Below are 14,020 nucleotides of genomic sequence, written 5' to 3'. Positions count from 1 at the left end.
TCATGAATCCCAACGACACCACGCGACGAGACGCACTGAGTACAGACGTATGGCAGACCGTCGAGCGACGCCTCCTGACGAAGATGCTGGAGGAGTTCGCCTACGAGGAGATACTCGACCCACGGGCGGTCGACGGCGACGGGGACCACGCCGTCTACCGCTTCGACCTCGGCGAGACGAGCTATCGCTTCGAGGCCACAGAGCGGTTGCTGGACAGCCTCAGCGTCGACGACGGGACGGTCGAACGGCGCGCGGACGGGGAGTGGGAACGGCTCGACGACCCGCTTCGCCTGCTCCGTGACCTCGGCGAGACGACCGACCTCGACGGCCTCACCGAGGGGAACCTCGTCCGGGAGTACAAGCGGACGCTGCTGGCCGATGCCCACATCGAGGCCCGAAAACGGGACCGCGAGGACTTCGACCCCACAGACCTCGACTACGCCCACCTCGAAGGCGAGATGGAGGGCCACCCGTGGATAACCTACAACAAGGGTCGCCTCGGGTGGGGGTACGACGACTACCGGGCCTACGCACCCGAAGCCAAGGAGCCCGTAACGCTCTCGTGGGCCGCCGTCCGCAAGTCGAAGTCGACGTTCGTCGGCACCGAGGACGTCTCCCACGACTCGCTGGTCCGGCGCGAACTCGGCGACCACTACGACGTGTTCCGTGACCGCCTCGCCGACCGAGGGCTAGACCCGGACGCCTACTACTTCCTCCCGGTCCACGACTGGCAGTGGGAGAATAGCATCGTCCCCCTGTTCGCCGACCACATCGCCGCCGACGACGTCGTGCCGCTGGGCGAAGGACCGGACGAGTACCTCCCACAGCAGTCGGTCCGGACGTTCGTCAACGTCGACGACGACGAGAAACACCACGTGAAACTCCCGATGCGCATCCTCAACACGCTCGTCTGGCGCGGCCTACCGGGTGAGCGGACGGAACTCGCGCCGACGGTCACCGAGTACATCAAAGACATCTACGAGCAGGACGACTACCTGCAGGAACAGGGCCTCGTGCTGCCGGGCGAGATAGCCGGCGTCAACTACGACCACGCTGATTTCACCGACATCGAGGAGTCGCCGTACCAGTACCACGAGTTGCTCGGCGCCGTCTGGCGCGAGTCCATCTACACCTTCCTCGACGACGACGAGCGAGCGATAACCCTCTCGGCGCTGATGCACGTCGACGGCGAGGGCGTGCCCTACGTCTCGCGACTGGTCGAGCAGTCGGGACTTACGACGGACGAGTGGCTCGAAGCGTTCTTCGAGACGGTCCTCCCGCCACTCCTTCACTTCCTCTATCGCTACGGGACGGTGTTCTCTCCCCACGGGCAGAACACGATGCTCGTCCTCGACGACGACGGCGTCCCGTCCAGACTGGCCGTCAAGGACTTCGTCGACGACGTGAACGTCAGCGACCAGCCACTGCCCGAACTGGAACGGCTCTCCGAGGACATGCACGACGTTCTCCGGAAGGAGCCCCCGGAAGGGCTCTGCCAGTTCATCTTCTCCGGCCTGTTCGTCTGTGTCCTCCGGTACGTCGCCGACATCCTCGAAACGCACGAGGAGTACCCCGAAGACCGGTTCTGGACCCACGCGCGGGACGCGATACTCGACTATCAGGAGCAGTTCCCCGAACTCGAAGACCGGTTCGAACTGTTCGACTTGCTGGAACCCGAGTTCACGAAACTCACGCTCAACCGGAACCGCATCTTCGAGTACGGGTACGACGACGCGCCCGGTCGCCCCCACGCGTGCGAACACGGGACAGTGACGAATCCCCTCCACGAGGTCGCAAGCGGGCAGTCGCACGACGTGGCGCGTCAACAGGCTGACGACGACTGAGACTGCCGGCTGTCGTCCGTGACGATAGTCGCCACCTCGGGTGGCGACTCCGTTCGAAATTGTACAGCCGGTCGTATGAGACACCGCTACGGCCGACTGCCGCGTCGGGCGCGTTCGTAGCGACGCTGACAGCCGTCGACGGAGGAGAGCGGAGAAACAGTGGTCGGTGGCGGCCCCAGACGGCGTCTCAGACGTCCTCGAAACTGCCGATGCGGTAGGAGGCGTCCTCCTCGTCGCCCTCGTCTAAGTCTTCTAAGTGGATGACCTCGTCTTGGTCCATCTCGTCGAGTTGCTGGCGGAGTTTCGTCACGTAGCGTTTGTGTTCTTCGAGTTGCTCGCGCAGGTGTTCGGCTTCCAGTTCGAGGCGTTCGTGTTCGCGGACGAAGCTCTTTGGCACCTCGACTTTCGGCGGGAAGCTCTCGGTACTGCTCTCCTCGGCTGCGTCTTCCAGTTCGTGTTCCGGCGCGACCTTCACCTGCCCGTCGTGGGCCACCAGCGTGTCGACGTAGTCTCGAAAGACCGCAGAGAGGGAGATGTCTCGCTCCTCCGCGATTTCGCGGAGCGTCTCGAACTTGTCCTCGCTCACGCGAAAGGAGATGGTCTTGTTCTTGTTCCCCATCGTTGTGTCCTACTCGTCACTCATCGTATTTAATCGTTTGTCAGACGCTGGCACGCAGCGGCGACGGGCGGAATAAACTCGCCCGAAGAGCGAAGCAATTTAGCCCGGCCCGCTCCCCGCCTCGCACATGGACGCGACCGCACACCACTACGCTGTCACCGTCAGCGACCTCGAACGCGCCGTCGAGTTCTACCGCGAGGTCCTCGGGTTGGAGGTCGTCTCGCGGTTCTCCGTCGGCGGCGAGGCGTTCGCGACCGGCGTCGGCGTCGATGGCGCCAGCGCCGACTTCGCCCATCTGGACGCCGGCGGCGCCCGCGTCGAACTCGTCCAGTACACGCCTGAAGGTGAGCCCCGCTCCGACGGCGACCTCAACCAACCCGGCGCGACCCACCTGGGCCTCGAAGTCGATGACCTCGATGCGGTCTACGAAGGCCTGCCCGACGGCGTGGAGACGCTCTCGGAGCCACAGACCACCGAGAGCGGGACGCGCATCTGCTTTCTGCGGGACCCGGAGGGCACGCTGGTCGAACTGCTTGAGACCTGAGAGAGAAGACCGAACCGCGGGCGCCGGCTTCAGTCGGCGCTCGCTTCCGCTTGCTCGTCCTGCATGCTCTCTAGGGCGCCGACGACGGACTGTCGGTACCGCTCGACGTCGTCGCCGTACTCCTCGTGGGCCATCTGGATGTACTCGTCGACGTCGGGAGCCTCGGGGTCGGCGTCGCCGAATCGACGGATACGCTCCAGCGTTCGCTCGGCCGTCTCGACGACCCAGCGGTCGCGCGTGGCCTCGTCGACCTGCGAGATAGACTCGGGGCGGACCGAGACGTTCACGTCGCCCTCGTCGGTCTCGTAGGTCCGTGGCTTGCCGACCACGGCGACGTACGCCGGCGGTTCCAGTTCCCGCAGCATCGAGGCGGCGTCTGGCTGGTACTGCCCGGCGTACATGAAGAACGTGTCGCCGTTGGGGTCGACGACACGACCCTGCCAGTACTCGCTGTCCTCGCCGACGTCTTCCGTCTCGGTGAGGGTTCCGACGAGGAACACGCGGTTGGCGCGCTGGCCCGTCGGGAGGAGGACGTACACCGGGGCGCGGTCGTCGTCGGACTCCTTGAACGTGTAACTCGCGTCGTTGAACTCGCGGGCGAAGACGCGTCGGGCGACTTCGCGGGTTGGTGTGCTCGCCATTTAGATCGACCTCGCTTTGATCAGCACTTCGTCTGCATCCACTGGTCCGGCCAGTCGCTCCTGGTCGTCCGCGAGGACGTACCGGCCGAACGTCGGTCCGGTGACCCGGTAGTAGCGCCCGAGGATGTCCTCGCGCATCTCGTCTGCGACGACGGTGGTGTCGAGCGCGTCCATCGCCATCTCCTTCGCTTCTTCGAGGGTGATGCCGGTGAGTTTCTCCGTGGCCTCCTCGTCGAAGATGACCTCGGTGACCTCCTCGCCGTCGTCTAAGACGCCCTTGATGCGGAGGTCGAACTCGCCTTCGACCTCGCCGTGTTCGCTACAGCGGCCGTTCTGGAGGACGCGGGTGCAGTCCTCCTCGGGGCAGCGCTTGATCAGCCCCGACCCCGACTGGATGTCGACGAGTGCGCCCTCGACTTCGACGCTGTCGTCGCCGACTTCGATGGTCTCGTCGAGTTCCTCGATGGTCGTCGTTCGGTTGAGTTTCACCGAGAAGCGGCCCTGATACTCGTCGGTGACGACGTTCCGGAGGCTGTAGGACTTCCCTTCCTCCAGTTCTGGAAGGTCGGATTTCGACCACTTGGTGAACTTGATAGTGCCCGTCTCGTCGCCGAGCAAGCCGACCTGTGCGACGGCGTCGGCGCGCGGGTCCCACAGTTCCACGACGGTGACGCGCATGTCGACCCACTCCTCGGGCGAATCGACGTCGGCCACCTCGACCTGTTCGTTGCCGCCGCCACCGCCGCCTAGCTGGTCGCGGTCCATCCCGGCCTCGTCGAGGTACGTGTTGGTGACGCTCCGGCGGGCCTCGTTGAGGGGGACCTTGTACTCGTTGACCAGCGTGTCGAGGCGGTCCTCGACGTCGTCGACGTCTATGTCTAGCTGGTCGGCAAACTGCTCGTGTATCTCTTCTGCCTGTGTACGCAAATCTGATGCAGTCATGTGCTGTCACTGTCTCCGCCTTGTTTTCGATGGGAGACAATCGACGCTTGGTCGGCTTCATGTATAAACCCTCCCACGGCACGGTGAAAGTGAAACCAGACGATAGCGACGCCGCAGGCAGCGTCGCGGCGAGAGAAACGTGGTCAGACGAACCGCTGCTGTGGCTCTGGTGTCGTGCAACGAGTGGAGCGACCCGGAGTGTCACCGGCGAACGAGTCAAGCGTGCGTCGCTACGTGGGTCGGGTCTGGGAAACGGGCGAAGAATCAGTCGGGTTACTGCTCGCTGTCGGTCGTCTCGTCGCTATCCGTGTTGGTTTCGGTCTCGGTCGTCTCGTCGTCGCTGTCGTCGTTCGCAGTGTTTTCGTCTTCGTTCTCGTCGTCGCTGTCGTCAGCGTCGTCGGGGGTGACGTCGCTGACCTGTTCGCCGAGGTTTCCGTCGAGGTCACCGGCCATGTGCTGCTGGACCAGCGAGTGAATCTCGCTGACGAACGACGGCACCTGTTCGGGGAGGTCCGCGGGCGGGCCGCGTTCGCCGTCCGGGCCGACGTCAGCGGGCGGGCCCTGACTCTCGGCGGCCGCGCTCGCGTTCGCTTCCGCGGCGTCCGAGTCAGACTCGTTGGTCTCGCTGGTCGCCTCGCTGTCGGCAGCGTGGTCCTCGGCGTCCGTGGCGTTCTCGTCCGCGTACTCGTCGGCCTGTGCGCCGTCCGCGTTGTCCGAAGCCTGTGCGCCTGCCGCCGCGGGCAGCGCCGCCGCCGACCCCGTGATGACGAGGACGGCCAGCAGCGCGCCGGTAATCTGTGTGAGCTTCATCGTGCGTTGACTCCACCCGACTCTGTGGACCAGTGCTACTTCAAGGGGGAAAGCAGAAAACCCGGATTAACCCGTATTCAAGCCATTTAGTTCCGCTAACCGGTGTTTTAATCCGGGTTAAACGAACGTCACCGGAATCGGGGCCCGTTTCCGCCGCCGAGGTCCGTCAGTGCGGCCCGCCGCGAGAGTGGACGGTTCCCCGGCACGCGAGAAGATTCATCTGCCGGCAGTCGTTACGTGGTGGTATGGGCGACGAACGAGACGAGGCCCGACTCGGGCGGTTCATCCAGGGGACGCTCCGGTCGGTCGGGAACCAACTTTCCGAGGCAAAGCGCGCGTACAGCGACGGAAAACGCGCCGCGCTGGCCGGCCTCCCCCGCGACGAGGACGGGCGGGCGCGAATCGTCTGTCGACGTCACGCCGAGCGCCGCGCCGTCTCGCTGGACCCCGTCTCTCGCCCCGACTGTTTCGACGCCGACCACCCCGACTGTCAGGGCTGTGTCGAAGACATCCGCGACGGCACCGTCGAGACGTGGTGACTACCCTCGGCCCGCGCCGAGGCGGCGAGGAACGGTCCCGGAAGTAACAGTTGGTCGAACGATTCGGGTCGCGCCGGTCCGCAGTGGAAACAGGGGGGTTTGCACGTCGGTCACACAGACCAGTTGTCGGCGAGAGGCCCCGTTCCCAGCAGGTGTGTCTCCCATATTTCGCCATTCATCGAGATCTCGTTCGAGCGAGACGCCCCGAGGACCGACGGAAAGGTGTGTTTCGACTGGACGGGGTGGCGGGATCGTTGGCGACCAGCGCGGGCCCACTGTCGGGGAAAGTGTCATTACCGTCGCCGGTGACGCAGGCAGTATGGACGGGATGGCGCGGCGCTTCTGGCTCACGGTCCTTCCCTTGCTGACCGGCTTCTCGGCCGTCGGGTTGTTGGTACTGGCCGCCCTCTTTCCCACACACCTGTACGAGGTGGGAGGAACCGGCTACATCGCGACGGCGGCCGTCGCACTCCTCTCGCTGGGACTGTTGGTCTGGCAACTCGCGGTCGGCGGGTCCAGCAGGGACCGTTTCCAGCGACCGGGTCGCTAGCTCCGCATCGCCCCGCCGTCGACCGGGAGGGCGGTCCCGGTGACATACGAGGACCGGGGCGAGGAGAGAAACGCCACCACGTCGCCGAGTTCTTCGGGTTGGCCGACCCGTTCCAGCGGGGCGTCCGACCACGACTCGATGCCGGCCTCGTAGGAGTCGTACTCGCCGCGTTCGACGGCGTCCTCGACGAGTTCCTCGATGCGTGGCGTCTCGTGGGCGCCGGGGAGGACGGCGTTGACCCGCACTTCGGGCGCGAACTCGCGAGACTGGGTCTTCATCAGCCCGATGACCGCTCGCCGGACCGAGTTCGAGAGGACGAGGTCGTCGATGACCTCACGTACCGACCGGGAGGTGATGTTGACGACGGTGCCGGCCTCGGAGTTGCGCAGGTACGGGTAGGTGAACCGCGTGGTCCAGACGACGCTCATCACCAGTACGTCGTAGGCACCGTACCACTCCCGTTCGGTCGTGTCGAGGAACGACCCCGGCGCGGGACCGCCGGCGCTCGTGACGACGTGGTCGAGGCCGCCGAACGTCTCGACAGTCTCCTCGACGAGTGCTTCGATCTCGTCGCGGTCGGTGATGTCGGCCTGTACGGCCAGTACGTCACCGTCACCGGCCGCCGTCAGCCGCTCGCGCGCCCGGTCGACGTGTTCGGGCGTCGTGCCACAGACGGCGACGTCGGCCCCTTCGCTCGCGAGTCGCTCCGCGCTCGCGAGGCCGAGTCCACTCGTCGCGGCGGTACACAGTGCGGCGTTGCCGTCGAGTTCGAGGTCCATAGCCGACCCGACGGTCGAGTGACCCAAAAAGTTCCGTGGTGACTGTCCCTAGCTGCCCCAGAAGTTGTCGCGGCTGCCGAGCCGTTCGTCCGCCTCGTCGTCATCGTCGCCCTGATAGCCCCGTTCATCGTCGTCCTCGCTGTCTTCCTCGTCGAGTTCGAGGCGTTCGAGTTCCTCCGCTCGTGCGTGGTTCGAGCGGACCTTGGTTATCTGGACTTTGGACTTCGCCGGCGGCAGGACGCCGTCGACCATGACGATGAACCCGTCTTCGGTCCGGCCGACGCCGGCACCGCTCTCGTGGATGTCGTCGACGGTGACGACGACTTCCTGTCCGGGCTTGACGGGTTGACTCTTCAGGTCCGAGATGGGCTGGTTGTAGTGATTACACCACTCGGCGCCACCTCGGTCGCCGTAGTGCGTACAGCCCATGCCCTCGATACGTTCGGTAAAACTGGGGCATTCGTCTGCGAGCGGACAGTCGGGCATAGCATCGCGTAGATGGGCCGCGGGCAAAACGCTTGCGACCTGCCAGAGGGCGGCAGTTCACCGTCGGGAACGCGCGTTCACCCGGCGAACGCTTTTTCATTCTGGAATGACAATTTGTCACACGATAGCGAGGAGCAAACACACATGCGGTCCCACGCCGTGGCAGTCCTGCTGTGTCTCTCGATTCTGGTCAGCGCTCCGTCCGTGTTGGCCACCGAGTCGCAGGCGAACGCCGCCGACGACGTCCAGTCGATGGACGTCCGTTACGTCGTCGACCGCCTCCCGGAGCAGGTCGGCCGAGTGCAGGTCACCGCCGTCGTCGACGTGCCGGACCGTGTAAGCGACCTCTCGGTCCGCACACCGACGAACACGACGGTCCTGAGCGCCGACGGCCTCGCGTCGACCGGCAATCGCTGGCGCTGGGACGGCAGCAGCGACACCGTCTCCGTGACCTACACCGTGCCAGTCGGCCTGCGGACGGCGTACGGCCAGCGAACCGCGGACACCGCCGAGTGGGCGCTGGTCGTCCGCCGTGAGGTCGCGCTCCACGCTCGCTGGCGCTGGCAGACCGGCCCCGACCCCGGCTGGAACGAGACGATGGCGGTCGCGGCCGGACAGCGCGGCGTCGGCGGGGAGACGGCCGTCTTCGTCGGCCCCCACGAGACGATAACCCGGACGACGCCGGACGGCACCGTGCGACTGGTCGTCCCCGACGCGGCGACGCTCGAACCCGACACGGTCGCCGTCCTCGATACCATCGGGGACGCACAGCGCTCGACCACCATCGGGGATACCCACGACGCAGTGACGGTAATCGCCACGCCCAACAGTCTCGCCGTCGGCGGGTACACCCCCTCGAACGGCGCTCCCGTCGCCCTCGTCAACGCCGGCGAACGCGTCGGGGTACCGACCAACGTCTGGGTCCACGAGTACCGTCACACGCGCCAGACCTACCACACCAGCGCCGGGATGGCGTGGCTCGAGGAGGGGAGCGCCGACTACTACGCCGCCCGGATGACGTATCAGCAGGGCCGCATCGACTACGACCGCTACCGACGGCGTGTGACGACCGACCGGTACCGCGACGCCGACCTCACCCGTCCGTCGACGTGGTCCTCGCCCGACGTCCAGTACGACAAGGGAACCCGCGTCGTCGCCGCCCTCGACGTCCACATCCGACAGGCGACGGACGGCGAACGCACCTTCGCGACCGTCCTCCGACGGCTCTCCCGGTCCGACGAGCAAGTCACCCTCTCGCTGTTCGCCGAGACGGTCTCGGCCGTCGCGGGCCGCGACCTCGACGCGTTCGTGCGGCAGGCCGTTACCGGCCCCGCACCGCCCGTCCCGGCGGACCCCGACGGTGACGGCGTCTCGACGCACGCGGAGCGAGAGCGTGGGACCGACCCCTACCGGGCGACGATGGCCGACGGGCGGGCCGACCATACCGCGACCCGCGTAGACGACGCGATGCGACGGCAGAGTGACGAGGACACTGGACGGGCAGCGACGGACCGCGTCGGCGTCGCCGGTGGGCCCGAGGCCGGTGCCGACCGGAGCGCACCCGGGCGCTCGGACGTCCCACCGGTGCCGCTCTGGCTCGCTGTCCTCGCCGTGTGGCTCGTCCTCGCCGGCGTCCTCTGGCGGGACCGGCCGCGCTAGACCGCCCGTTCCACGGCCGCGAGAGCCGCGTCGACATCGTCGTCGCCGACGGCGGCATCGTAGGCCGTCTCACGCATCGCGTCGCTCGGCCGGGTGACGGTGTCGCTCCGGAGGTCTATCATGCGCCTGCGTAGCAATCGTATCCTCAAAAGGTCGGGGGCAGTTCCTATCGGTCCAGCGCCCCCGCGAAGAACGAGCGAAGCCGCGGCCACGAGTCCGCGTCGGCGCGGGCGATGCCCTCGACGGTGCCACCGAAGACCCGGCGGTCTCCCCGTCGCCGCGGCCCCGCCGGCCCGTACGGGATAGCTATCCGGTGGCCCGCGTCCGGGTAGTGGCAGTGGGTCACGTCGTCTCGCCGGCCGTTGGCCTCGAACCGGTCGACGGCGCGGTCGGCCTGTGACCCGGCCGGCACCACTCTGTCGTCGCCTCCCGAGACCAGTAGGACGGGCCCGCCTATCTCCTCGACCGGTATCGTCGCCCGGGCGAGTCGGTCCGGATTCGCTCGTTCGACCCCCGCCTCGAACGCCGGTCTGGTGGCGACGCCGTCCTGCGTACGCTCGAACGCATCGGTCGGCACCGAGACGTACGGGAGCGGCTCACCGTCCTCGGTCCACGGCGACCCGCCGAAGGTGTCGAACAGCGAGACGACGGTCGACGCGGCGTAACTGGCGACGGCCCCCACCCGGTCGAATCGCGTCCCCGCGAGCAGGGCCAGTTGCCCGCCCAGCGACCACCCGACGAGGCCGACGCGCTCCCCGGCGACGGCCCCGTGACCCGCGAACCAGTCGACGGCGTCGCCGACGTACCCCAGCGGGACCTCGACCTGCCGGTCGGGTATGGGGTCGGGGTCGCCGAAGTACTGCACCACGAGCGCCGCAAACCCGCGCGAGGCCAGCATCCCGCCGACGGGGTGGAGCGGCCGCCCGCCCCCGCCGTGGAGGACGACCACGCCGGGTCGCGGGTCCCCGTCGTCGGGCCGGTACAGCCACCCGACGAGGCCGTCCCGGTCGACCGGCGTCCGGGTGGCCGAGTCGGCCATCGTCCGTCGCCGGAGTGTCGCCGTCGCCACGGACTCGCCGTCGACCACGGCCGCGAGACCGACCCGCTCCTCGTGCGGTCGGCCGGTGTCGAGCGAGACATCCTCGAACGTGTGGACCCGGTCGAGGTTCCGGGTTCGTCGCATCGACGTGACGAACCCCATCTCGCCGTCGCCGTCCCACGTTCCCTCGACCGGCGTCGCATCCGCGAGGTTCGCGACCCCGCGCTCGTCAGTCCGGACCGTCGCATGGGACTCGACGGTCGACCCCTGCCGGGCGATGGCCCACACCGTCACCTCGGTGTCCGGGTCGAACCCCGAGAGTCGAGGGGCGACGACCTCGTCCTGCAGGACCGGCCTGTCGGGAACCTCGATGCGGGCGGCATCCGACGCCGACGTGGACGGCGACGGGTCGGATGGTGTCGACTCGTCCGATTCGGTGACCGTCTGGCAGCCACCGAGGACCGGGAGCGTGGCGGAGAGCGCGTGGAGGACCGAGCGGCGGGTCGCGTCGACCATGGCCCGTTCGTGACACGCGCAGTATAAATCAGTCACCTCTCCGGAACGGTGTCGGTCGTTCGCGCTCCGGACGGGGTGGGCGGCGGTGTCGACGGCGACGCTTGCTGTGAGCGTCCGTGGCGCACCGCGCCACGGTTCACCGGAATCGCCGTCGGCGATTCCATCCTGTTTCATCGACTTTTTGCGAGGAGTCTTCCTCGCAGCGCCGTAGGTGTGAGGAAGGGCGACGACGAAAACGGTCGACGGGCACGGTGGGAGCGGAATTTTCGGGTCTGTGCGACTCGATTACTCGTAACAGTTTGTTTCATAGGTCTGGAAGGAAGTCGCTTCGCTGTTCGGCCTGTTCTCGGTCGGAGCGTCGGTCGTAGTGTCGATCCAGAATATCCTCGCTCGCGTTGAGCCGGTCCTTCACGATGCGCCGAGGGACGTCTTCTCGACGATAGTACGTCACCCGGCCACTACGAACGTCGTGCGGCGAACGGGAGGAAGGACATTGACTCGCTTTGTCGAGATGCGTTGCTTCGCACTCGTCGATGTCGCGGTCGTGCGGACACTCTTCCCCGCGCCAGCAGGGGCGCGTGACTCGATAGAGTGTCGTCCGGAACGTGTTGCCTGCCGGTCGGCCGTACTCAGTCGTGATCAGCGGTCGCCGGTCGTAGTCGTCGGTCACGTCGTCCCGGTGATACTCGATGTAGTCCTCGATGTAGCGAGCCGTTTTCTCGCTGATCCGGTTCCACCGAGTTCCTTTCTGCTGGTTCTTCAGCGGCGTCCCTTGATCCGGCCGGTGGACGAACTGAAGCGCAGGACCAGAGAACCGAGGATGGGTTCCGTCAAGGTCGAGATCGTCGAGGTCGAGGCCGCGAATCGCACCGGTTCGAGCGCCGGTTTCCCACAGTAACAGGAGAATGATGTGGTCACGGGTGCCCGGTTGTGCGTGTTCGAGGTAGTCGAGGATTTCGACGGTACGCTCAGGCGAGAGCGTCGAGTCCGACACATCCTCGCCGTTCTTCATCGTCGGCAGCGTGATCTGCTCGTACAGTTCGGGCGGTACGGCGTCGATGTTCGAGGCGAACCGGAGGAACCGGCGGAGTGTCGCCAGCTGGCCCTTCAGTGTGACCAGTTTGATCGGTTCTCGGCCGTCGCCCTGTCCTTCCCGTCGCCAGATGCGGTACTGGAACAGGTCCCGACCGGAGAGGTCATTCAGGTTCTCGATTCCCTCTTCATCGCAGAACTGGACGAAGGCGCGGAGCCGGTGCCGTTCAGCCTTGCGTGTCGACTCTGCGTGTTCGTCGCGCATCGCGTCGATGAACATCTCGACGGCGTCGACCGGAGAGATCGGGTCGAGGTCGTTCACGGGAAGGAATCACCCAATTCAATGACTGCCTTCATACTGTGCTACTGTAGCCGGGCCGAACTTAAATGTTGCTACAGTATGAAATGCATATCGTAGTACGCCAGCACTAATTAAAACCGACAAGTACGACAGTAGCACAATGGCACGACCCAGTTTCAGCGTAGATGACGAACTATTGGAGAGGGTAGACAGTCGACTAACATACGGCGATAACCGGAGTGCGTGGCTCCGAGATGCGATAGAGCTGAAACTGGGTATCGTCGAAGAACTCGATGAGGCAGAAATCGAACTGACTGATGAGGAACGGAGAGAGTTCGTCGTCGAGGCCGTCCGCGAAGCGATTGAGAACGAGTGAATGAGCCCTATTTTCGCGTGAGTTAGCAGTAATATTCATATCGATAGAGACAGCGAACTGAGGTGTGTATCAGTTCACGCCCGACGAGATCGACCGAAAGCGTGCCAATCACCAAGCCGTCAAACAGGGAGCGGACAACATCGACGCCAAACGGATTGGGAACCTGGGCGAAATTGCTTTCGAGCAGTTCTGTCGAGAGTATCTCCCTGCAGAAATGTGGGAGTGGAAGAACGAGGACGCGATTCGACGATGTAACCCCGAGAGTTTCTCCGGACACGATTTCGAGGTCTTCGGGTACGAGATCGACGTGAAAACCTCACGTGACGTATCTGCTTTCCATCCAGAAACGCTGGTCGAGAACGATTCAGATGACGACATTTTGGTGATGGTATGGCACCGGGACAACGAGGACAGTCTGATCATGCTGGGATGGGAGCGAGTCGAGACGCTGAAATCGAAGGTCGAGACGGAGCAACAGTTCTCGGGTAATTCTCCGGACAAGCTCGAACACTTAGCGACGCGCCCGATGAACGAACTTCGAGACCTCGGGCCGAACACGGCGAACATGAACCAGAAACCTGAGAACCCGTTCCAGCCAGGAGATCGTGTCGAGAAGCGAGGCGAAGAAGAGGCATCGGTCGGCGTCGTCGTCGAGGTGCTACCACCGGAGACGCAGATCGAACTATACGGACAGGAGCTCGACGGCGAAGGAGTACGAGTCGCGTTCCCCAGCTCGCTCGACGAGGGACCAGGAGACTGGCGAGACATCGACCCGGCGCTGTTCTCCTCGTACTGTGACGACCAAGACGTGAGTCTCTATACCTACAAGCACGCGAATCTGAAATTCGCAGATAACCCGTTCACGGTCGGCGACTACGTCATCAAGTCGTCTCACGACGACCCGAATCCGGCAGTCGTGATCGACGTCGACGGTGACGAGGTGAGCGTCGTCTACGAAGGACCACGTGGAGACGAGGTAGCACCGGCTAACCTCAAGGACCAATGTGAAGAGGAAGAGCTGTCGATCTACAGCTATTCACACGACGAGATGGAATTTATCGCGAGCGAGTGAGTTAGCCGTCGACGGTTCGATACTCGTCCTCGACGCGCTGGACCGGCGACTCGATCTTCCTGCCACAGGCTACGCACTGGAAGCCAATCCGACTATTCGGAAGGGTCACAGCGTTGATGCTGGCGTCACACCCAGCAGGGCAACGTATCCAATCATCAAGCGGCATGGAATCTAAAGTAAACCAGCGTGGGTATAAAAGTCAGAGCCTTGTCCGCGTAGTGAAAGTGAAAGTGAAATCGGCCACCGGTGGGTGGGTCGGTGGGTCGGTGGG

15 protein-coding genes and 1 pseudogene are annotated in these 14,020 nt (G+C 65.1%); 7 read left to right on the top strand and 9 right to left on the bottom strand.

What is annotated here, in order from left to right:
* Positions 1–2 precede the first annotated feature (2 nt).
* On the top strand, positions 3–1,844 hold the full coding sequence (locus tag G9465_RS02930) for an IucA/IucC family siderophore biosynthesis protein (RefSeq protein ID WP_166967382.1): 1,842 nt from the start codon (positions 3–5) through the stop codon (positions 1,842–1,844).
* A gap of 187 nt (positions 1,845–2,031) precedes the next feature.
* Here the strand turns inward: G9465_RS02930 and G9465_RS02925 are convergent, their stop codons facing one another.
* On the bottom strand, positions 2,032–2,463 hold the full coding sequence (locus G9465_RS02925; protein ID WP_166967380.1) for a CopG family transcriptional regulator: 432 nt from the start codon (positions 2,461–2,463) through the stop codon (positions 2,032–2,034).
* 127 nt (positions 2,464–2,590) lie between these two features.
* Between G9465_RS02925 and G9465_RS02920 the strand changes: the two genes are divergently transcribed.
* A complete protein-coding gene (locus tag G9465_RS02920; protein WP_166967378.1) occupies positions 2,591–3,007 on the top strand; it encodes a VOC family protein in 417 nt (138 codons plus the stop codon).
* A 29-nt stretch (positions 3,008–3,036) separates the two neighbouring features.
* Here the strand turns inward: G9465_RS02920 and G9465_RS02915 are convergent, their stop codons facing one another.
* From G9465_RS02915 to G9465_RS02905, 3 genes are all read right to left on the bottom strand, one after another.
* Positions 3,037–3,648, bottom strand: coding sequence for an RPA family protein (locus G9465_RS02915; protein WP_166967376.1), 612 nt, complete (start codon positions 3,646–3,648; stop codon positions 3,037–3,039).
* A complete protein-coding gene (locus G9465_RS02910; RefSeq protein ID WP_166967374.1) occupies positions 3,649–4,590 on the bottom strand; it encodes a replication factor A in 942 nt (313 codons plus the stop codon).
* A 273-nt stretch (positions 4,591–4,863) separates the two neighbouring features.
* A complete protein-coding gene (locus tag G9465_RS02905; RefSeq protein ID WP_166967372.1) occupies positions 4,864–5,400 on the bottom strand; it encodes a hypothetical protein in 537 nt (178 codons plus the stop codon).
* 245 nt (positions 5,401–5,645) lie between these two features.
* Here G9465_RS02905 and G9465_RS02900 point away from each other — a divergent pair, with 245 nt between their 5' ends.
* Positions 5,646–5,939, top strand: coding sequence for a hypothetical protein (locus tag G9465_RS02900; RefSeq protein WP_166967370.1), 294 nt, complete (start codon positions 5,646–5,648; stop codon positions 5,937–5,939).
* A 319-nt stretch (positions 5,940–6,258) separates the two neighbouring features.
* A complete protein-coding gene (locus G9465_RS02895) occupies positions 6,259–6,489 on the top strand; it encodes a hypothetical protein (RefSeq protein ID WP_166967368.1) in 231 nt (76 codons plus the stop codon).
* Here the strand turns inward: G9465_RS02895 and G9465_RS02890 are convergent.
* Both G9465_RS02890 and G9465_RS02885 read right to left on the bottom strand, forming a co-directional pair.
* Positions 6,486–7,268 (bottom strand): SDR family oxidoreductase, encoded by a 783-nt coding sequence (locus G9465_RS02890; RefSeq protein WP_166967366.1) that lies wholly within the window; start codon positions 7,266–7,268, stop codon positions 6,486–6,488. The two genes, G9465_RS02895 and G9465_RS02890, sit on opposite strands and share 4 nt — an antisense overlap.
* Positions 7,269–7,316: 48 nt before the next feature.
* Positions 7,317–7,754 (bottom strand): TRAM domain-containing protein, encoded by a 438-nt coding sequence (locus G9465_RS02885; protein ID WP_166967364.1) that lies wholly within the window; start codon positions 7,752–7,754, stop codon positions 7,317–7,319.
* Positions 7,755–7,898: 144 nt separating this feature from the next.
* On the opposite strand from G9465_RS02885, the gene G9465_RS02880 reads away from it, so the two are divergent.
* The gene (locus G9465_RS02880; protein WP_166967362.1) at positions 7,899–9,413 is read left to right on the top strand and encodes a hypothetical protein; all 1,515 of its coding nucleotides are present in this window, start codon (positions 7,899–7,901) and stop codon (positions 9,411–9,413) included.
* Positions 9,414–9,451: 38 nt separating this feature from the next.
* Here the strand turns inward: G9465_RS02880 and G9465_RS26010 are convergent.
* From G9465_RS26010 to G9465_RS02870, 3 genes and pseudogenes are all read right to left on the bottom strand, one after another.
* Positions 9,452–9,535 (bottom strand): annotated as a pseudogene (locus G9465_RS26010) (beta-eliminating lyase-related protein); the annotation flags it as partial.
* A gap of 44 nt (positions 9,536–9,579) precedes the next feature.
* Positions 9,580–11,142: an alpha/beta fold hydrolase gene (locus G9465_RS02875; RefSeq protein WP_166967360.1), complete on the bottom strand. Its 1,563-nt coding sequence runs from the start codon at positions 11,140–11,142 to the stop codon at positions 9,580–9,582.
* A 130-nt stretch (positions 11,143–11,272) separates the two neighbouring features.
* Positions 11,273–12,280, bottom strand: a complete 1,008-nt coding sequence (locus G9465_RS02870; RefSeq protein ID WP_166972863.1) for a site-specific integrase — start codon at positions 12,278–12,280, stop codon at positions 11,273–11,275.
* Between the two features lie 181 nt (positions 12,281–12,461).
* On the opposite strand from G9465_RS02870, the gene G9465_RS02865 reads away from it, so the two are divergent.
* Entirely contained in the window at positions 12,462–12,677 is a 216-nt protein-coding gene (locus tag G9465_RS02865) for a hypothetical protein (RefSeq protein ID WP_166967358.1), read from the top strand.
* A 64-nt stretch (positions 12,678–12,741) separates the two neighbouring features.
* Positions 12,742–13,749, top strand: a complete 1,008-nt coding sequence (locus G9465_RS02860) for a hypothetical protein (RefSeq protein WP_166967357.1) — start codon at positions 12,742–12,744, stop codon at positions 13,747–13,749.
* The last annotated feature ends 271 nt before the right edge of the window (positions 13,750–14,020 follow it).

Source organism: Haloarcula sp. JP-L23 (genome assembly GCF_011602445.1).
Taxonomy (GTDB): Archaea; Halobacteriota; Halobacteria; order Halobacteriales; family Haloarculaceae; genus Haloarcula; species Haloarcula pellucida.
The sequence above is the reverse complement of the archived record's forward strand: the minus strand, read 5'-3'. Positions and strand labels throughout refer to the sequence as shown.

Coding starts and splice junctions, on each gene's coding strand:
- G9465_RS02885 (WP_166967364.1), bottom strand. CDS start 7,754: ATGCCCGACTGTCCGCTCGCAGACGAATGCCCCAGTTTTACCGAACGT.
- G9465_RS02930 (WP_166967382.1), top strand. CDS start 3: ATGAATCCCAACGACACCACGCGACGAGACGCACTGAGTACAGACGTA.
- G9465_RS02925 (WP_166967380.1), bottom strand. CDS start 2,463: ATGGGGAACAAGAACAAGACCATCTCCTTTCGCGTGAGCGAGGACAAG.
- G9465_RS02920 (WP_166967378.1), top strand. CDS start 2,591: ATGGACGCGACCGCACACCACTACGCTGTCACCGTCAGCGACCTCGAA.
- G9465_RS02870 (WP_166972863.1), bottom strand. CDS start 12,280: ATGTTCATCGACGCGATGCGCGACGAACACGCAGAGTCGACACGCAAG.
- G9465_RS02890 (WP_166967366.1), bottom strand. CDS start 7,268: ATGGACCTCGAACTCGACGGCAACGCCGCACTGTGTACCGCCGCGACG.
- G9465_RS02905 (WP_166967372.1), bottom strand. CDS start 5,400: ATGAAGCTCACACAGATTACCGGCGCGCTGCTGGCCGTCCTCGTCATC.
- G9465_RS02910 (WP_166967374.1), bottom strand. CDS start 4,590: ATGACTGCATCAGATTTGCGTACACAGGCAGAAGAGATACACGAGCAG.
- G9465_RS02895 (WP_166967368.1), top strand. CDS start 6,259: ATGGACGGGATGGCGCGGCGCTTCTGGCTCACGGTCCTTCCCTTGCTG.
- G9465_RS02880 (WP_166967362.1), top strand. CDS start 7,899: ATGCGGTCCCACGCCGTGGCAGTCCTGCTGTGTCTCTCGATTCTGGTC.
- G9465_RS02900 (WP_166967370.1), top strand. CDS start 5,646: ATGGGCGACGAACGAGACGAGGCCCGACTCGGGCGGTTCATCCAGGGG.
- G9465_RS02865 (WP_166967358.1), top strand. CDS start 12,462: ATGGCACGACCCAGTTTCAGCGTAGATGACGAACTATTGGAGAGGGTA.
- G9465_RS02915 (WP_166967376.1), bottom strand. CDS start 3,648: ATGGCGAGCACACCAACCCGCGAAGTCGCCCGACGCGTCTTCGCCCGC.
- G9465_RS02875 (WP_166967360.1), bottom strand. CDS start 11,142: ATGAAACAGGATGGAATCGCCGACGGCGATTCCGGTGAACCGTGGCGC.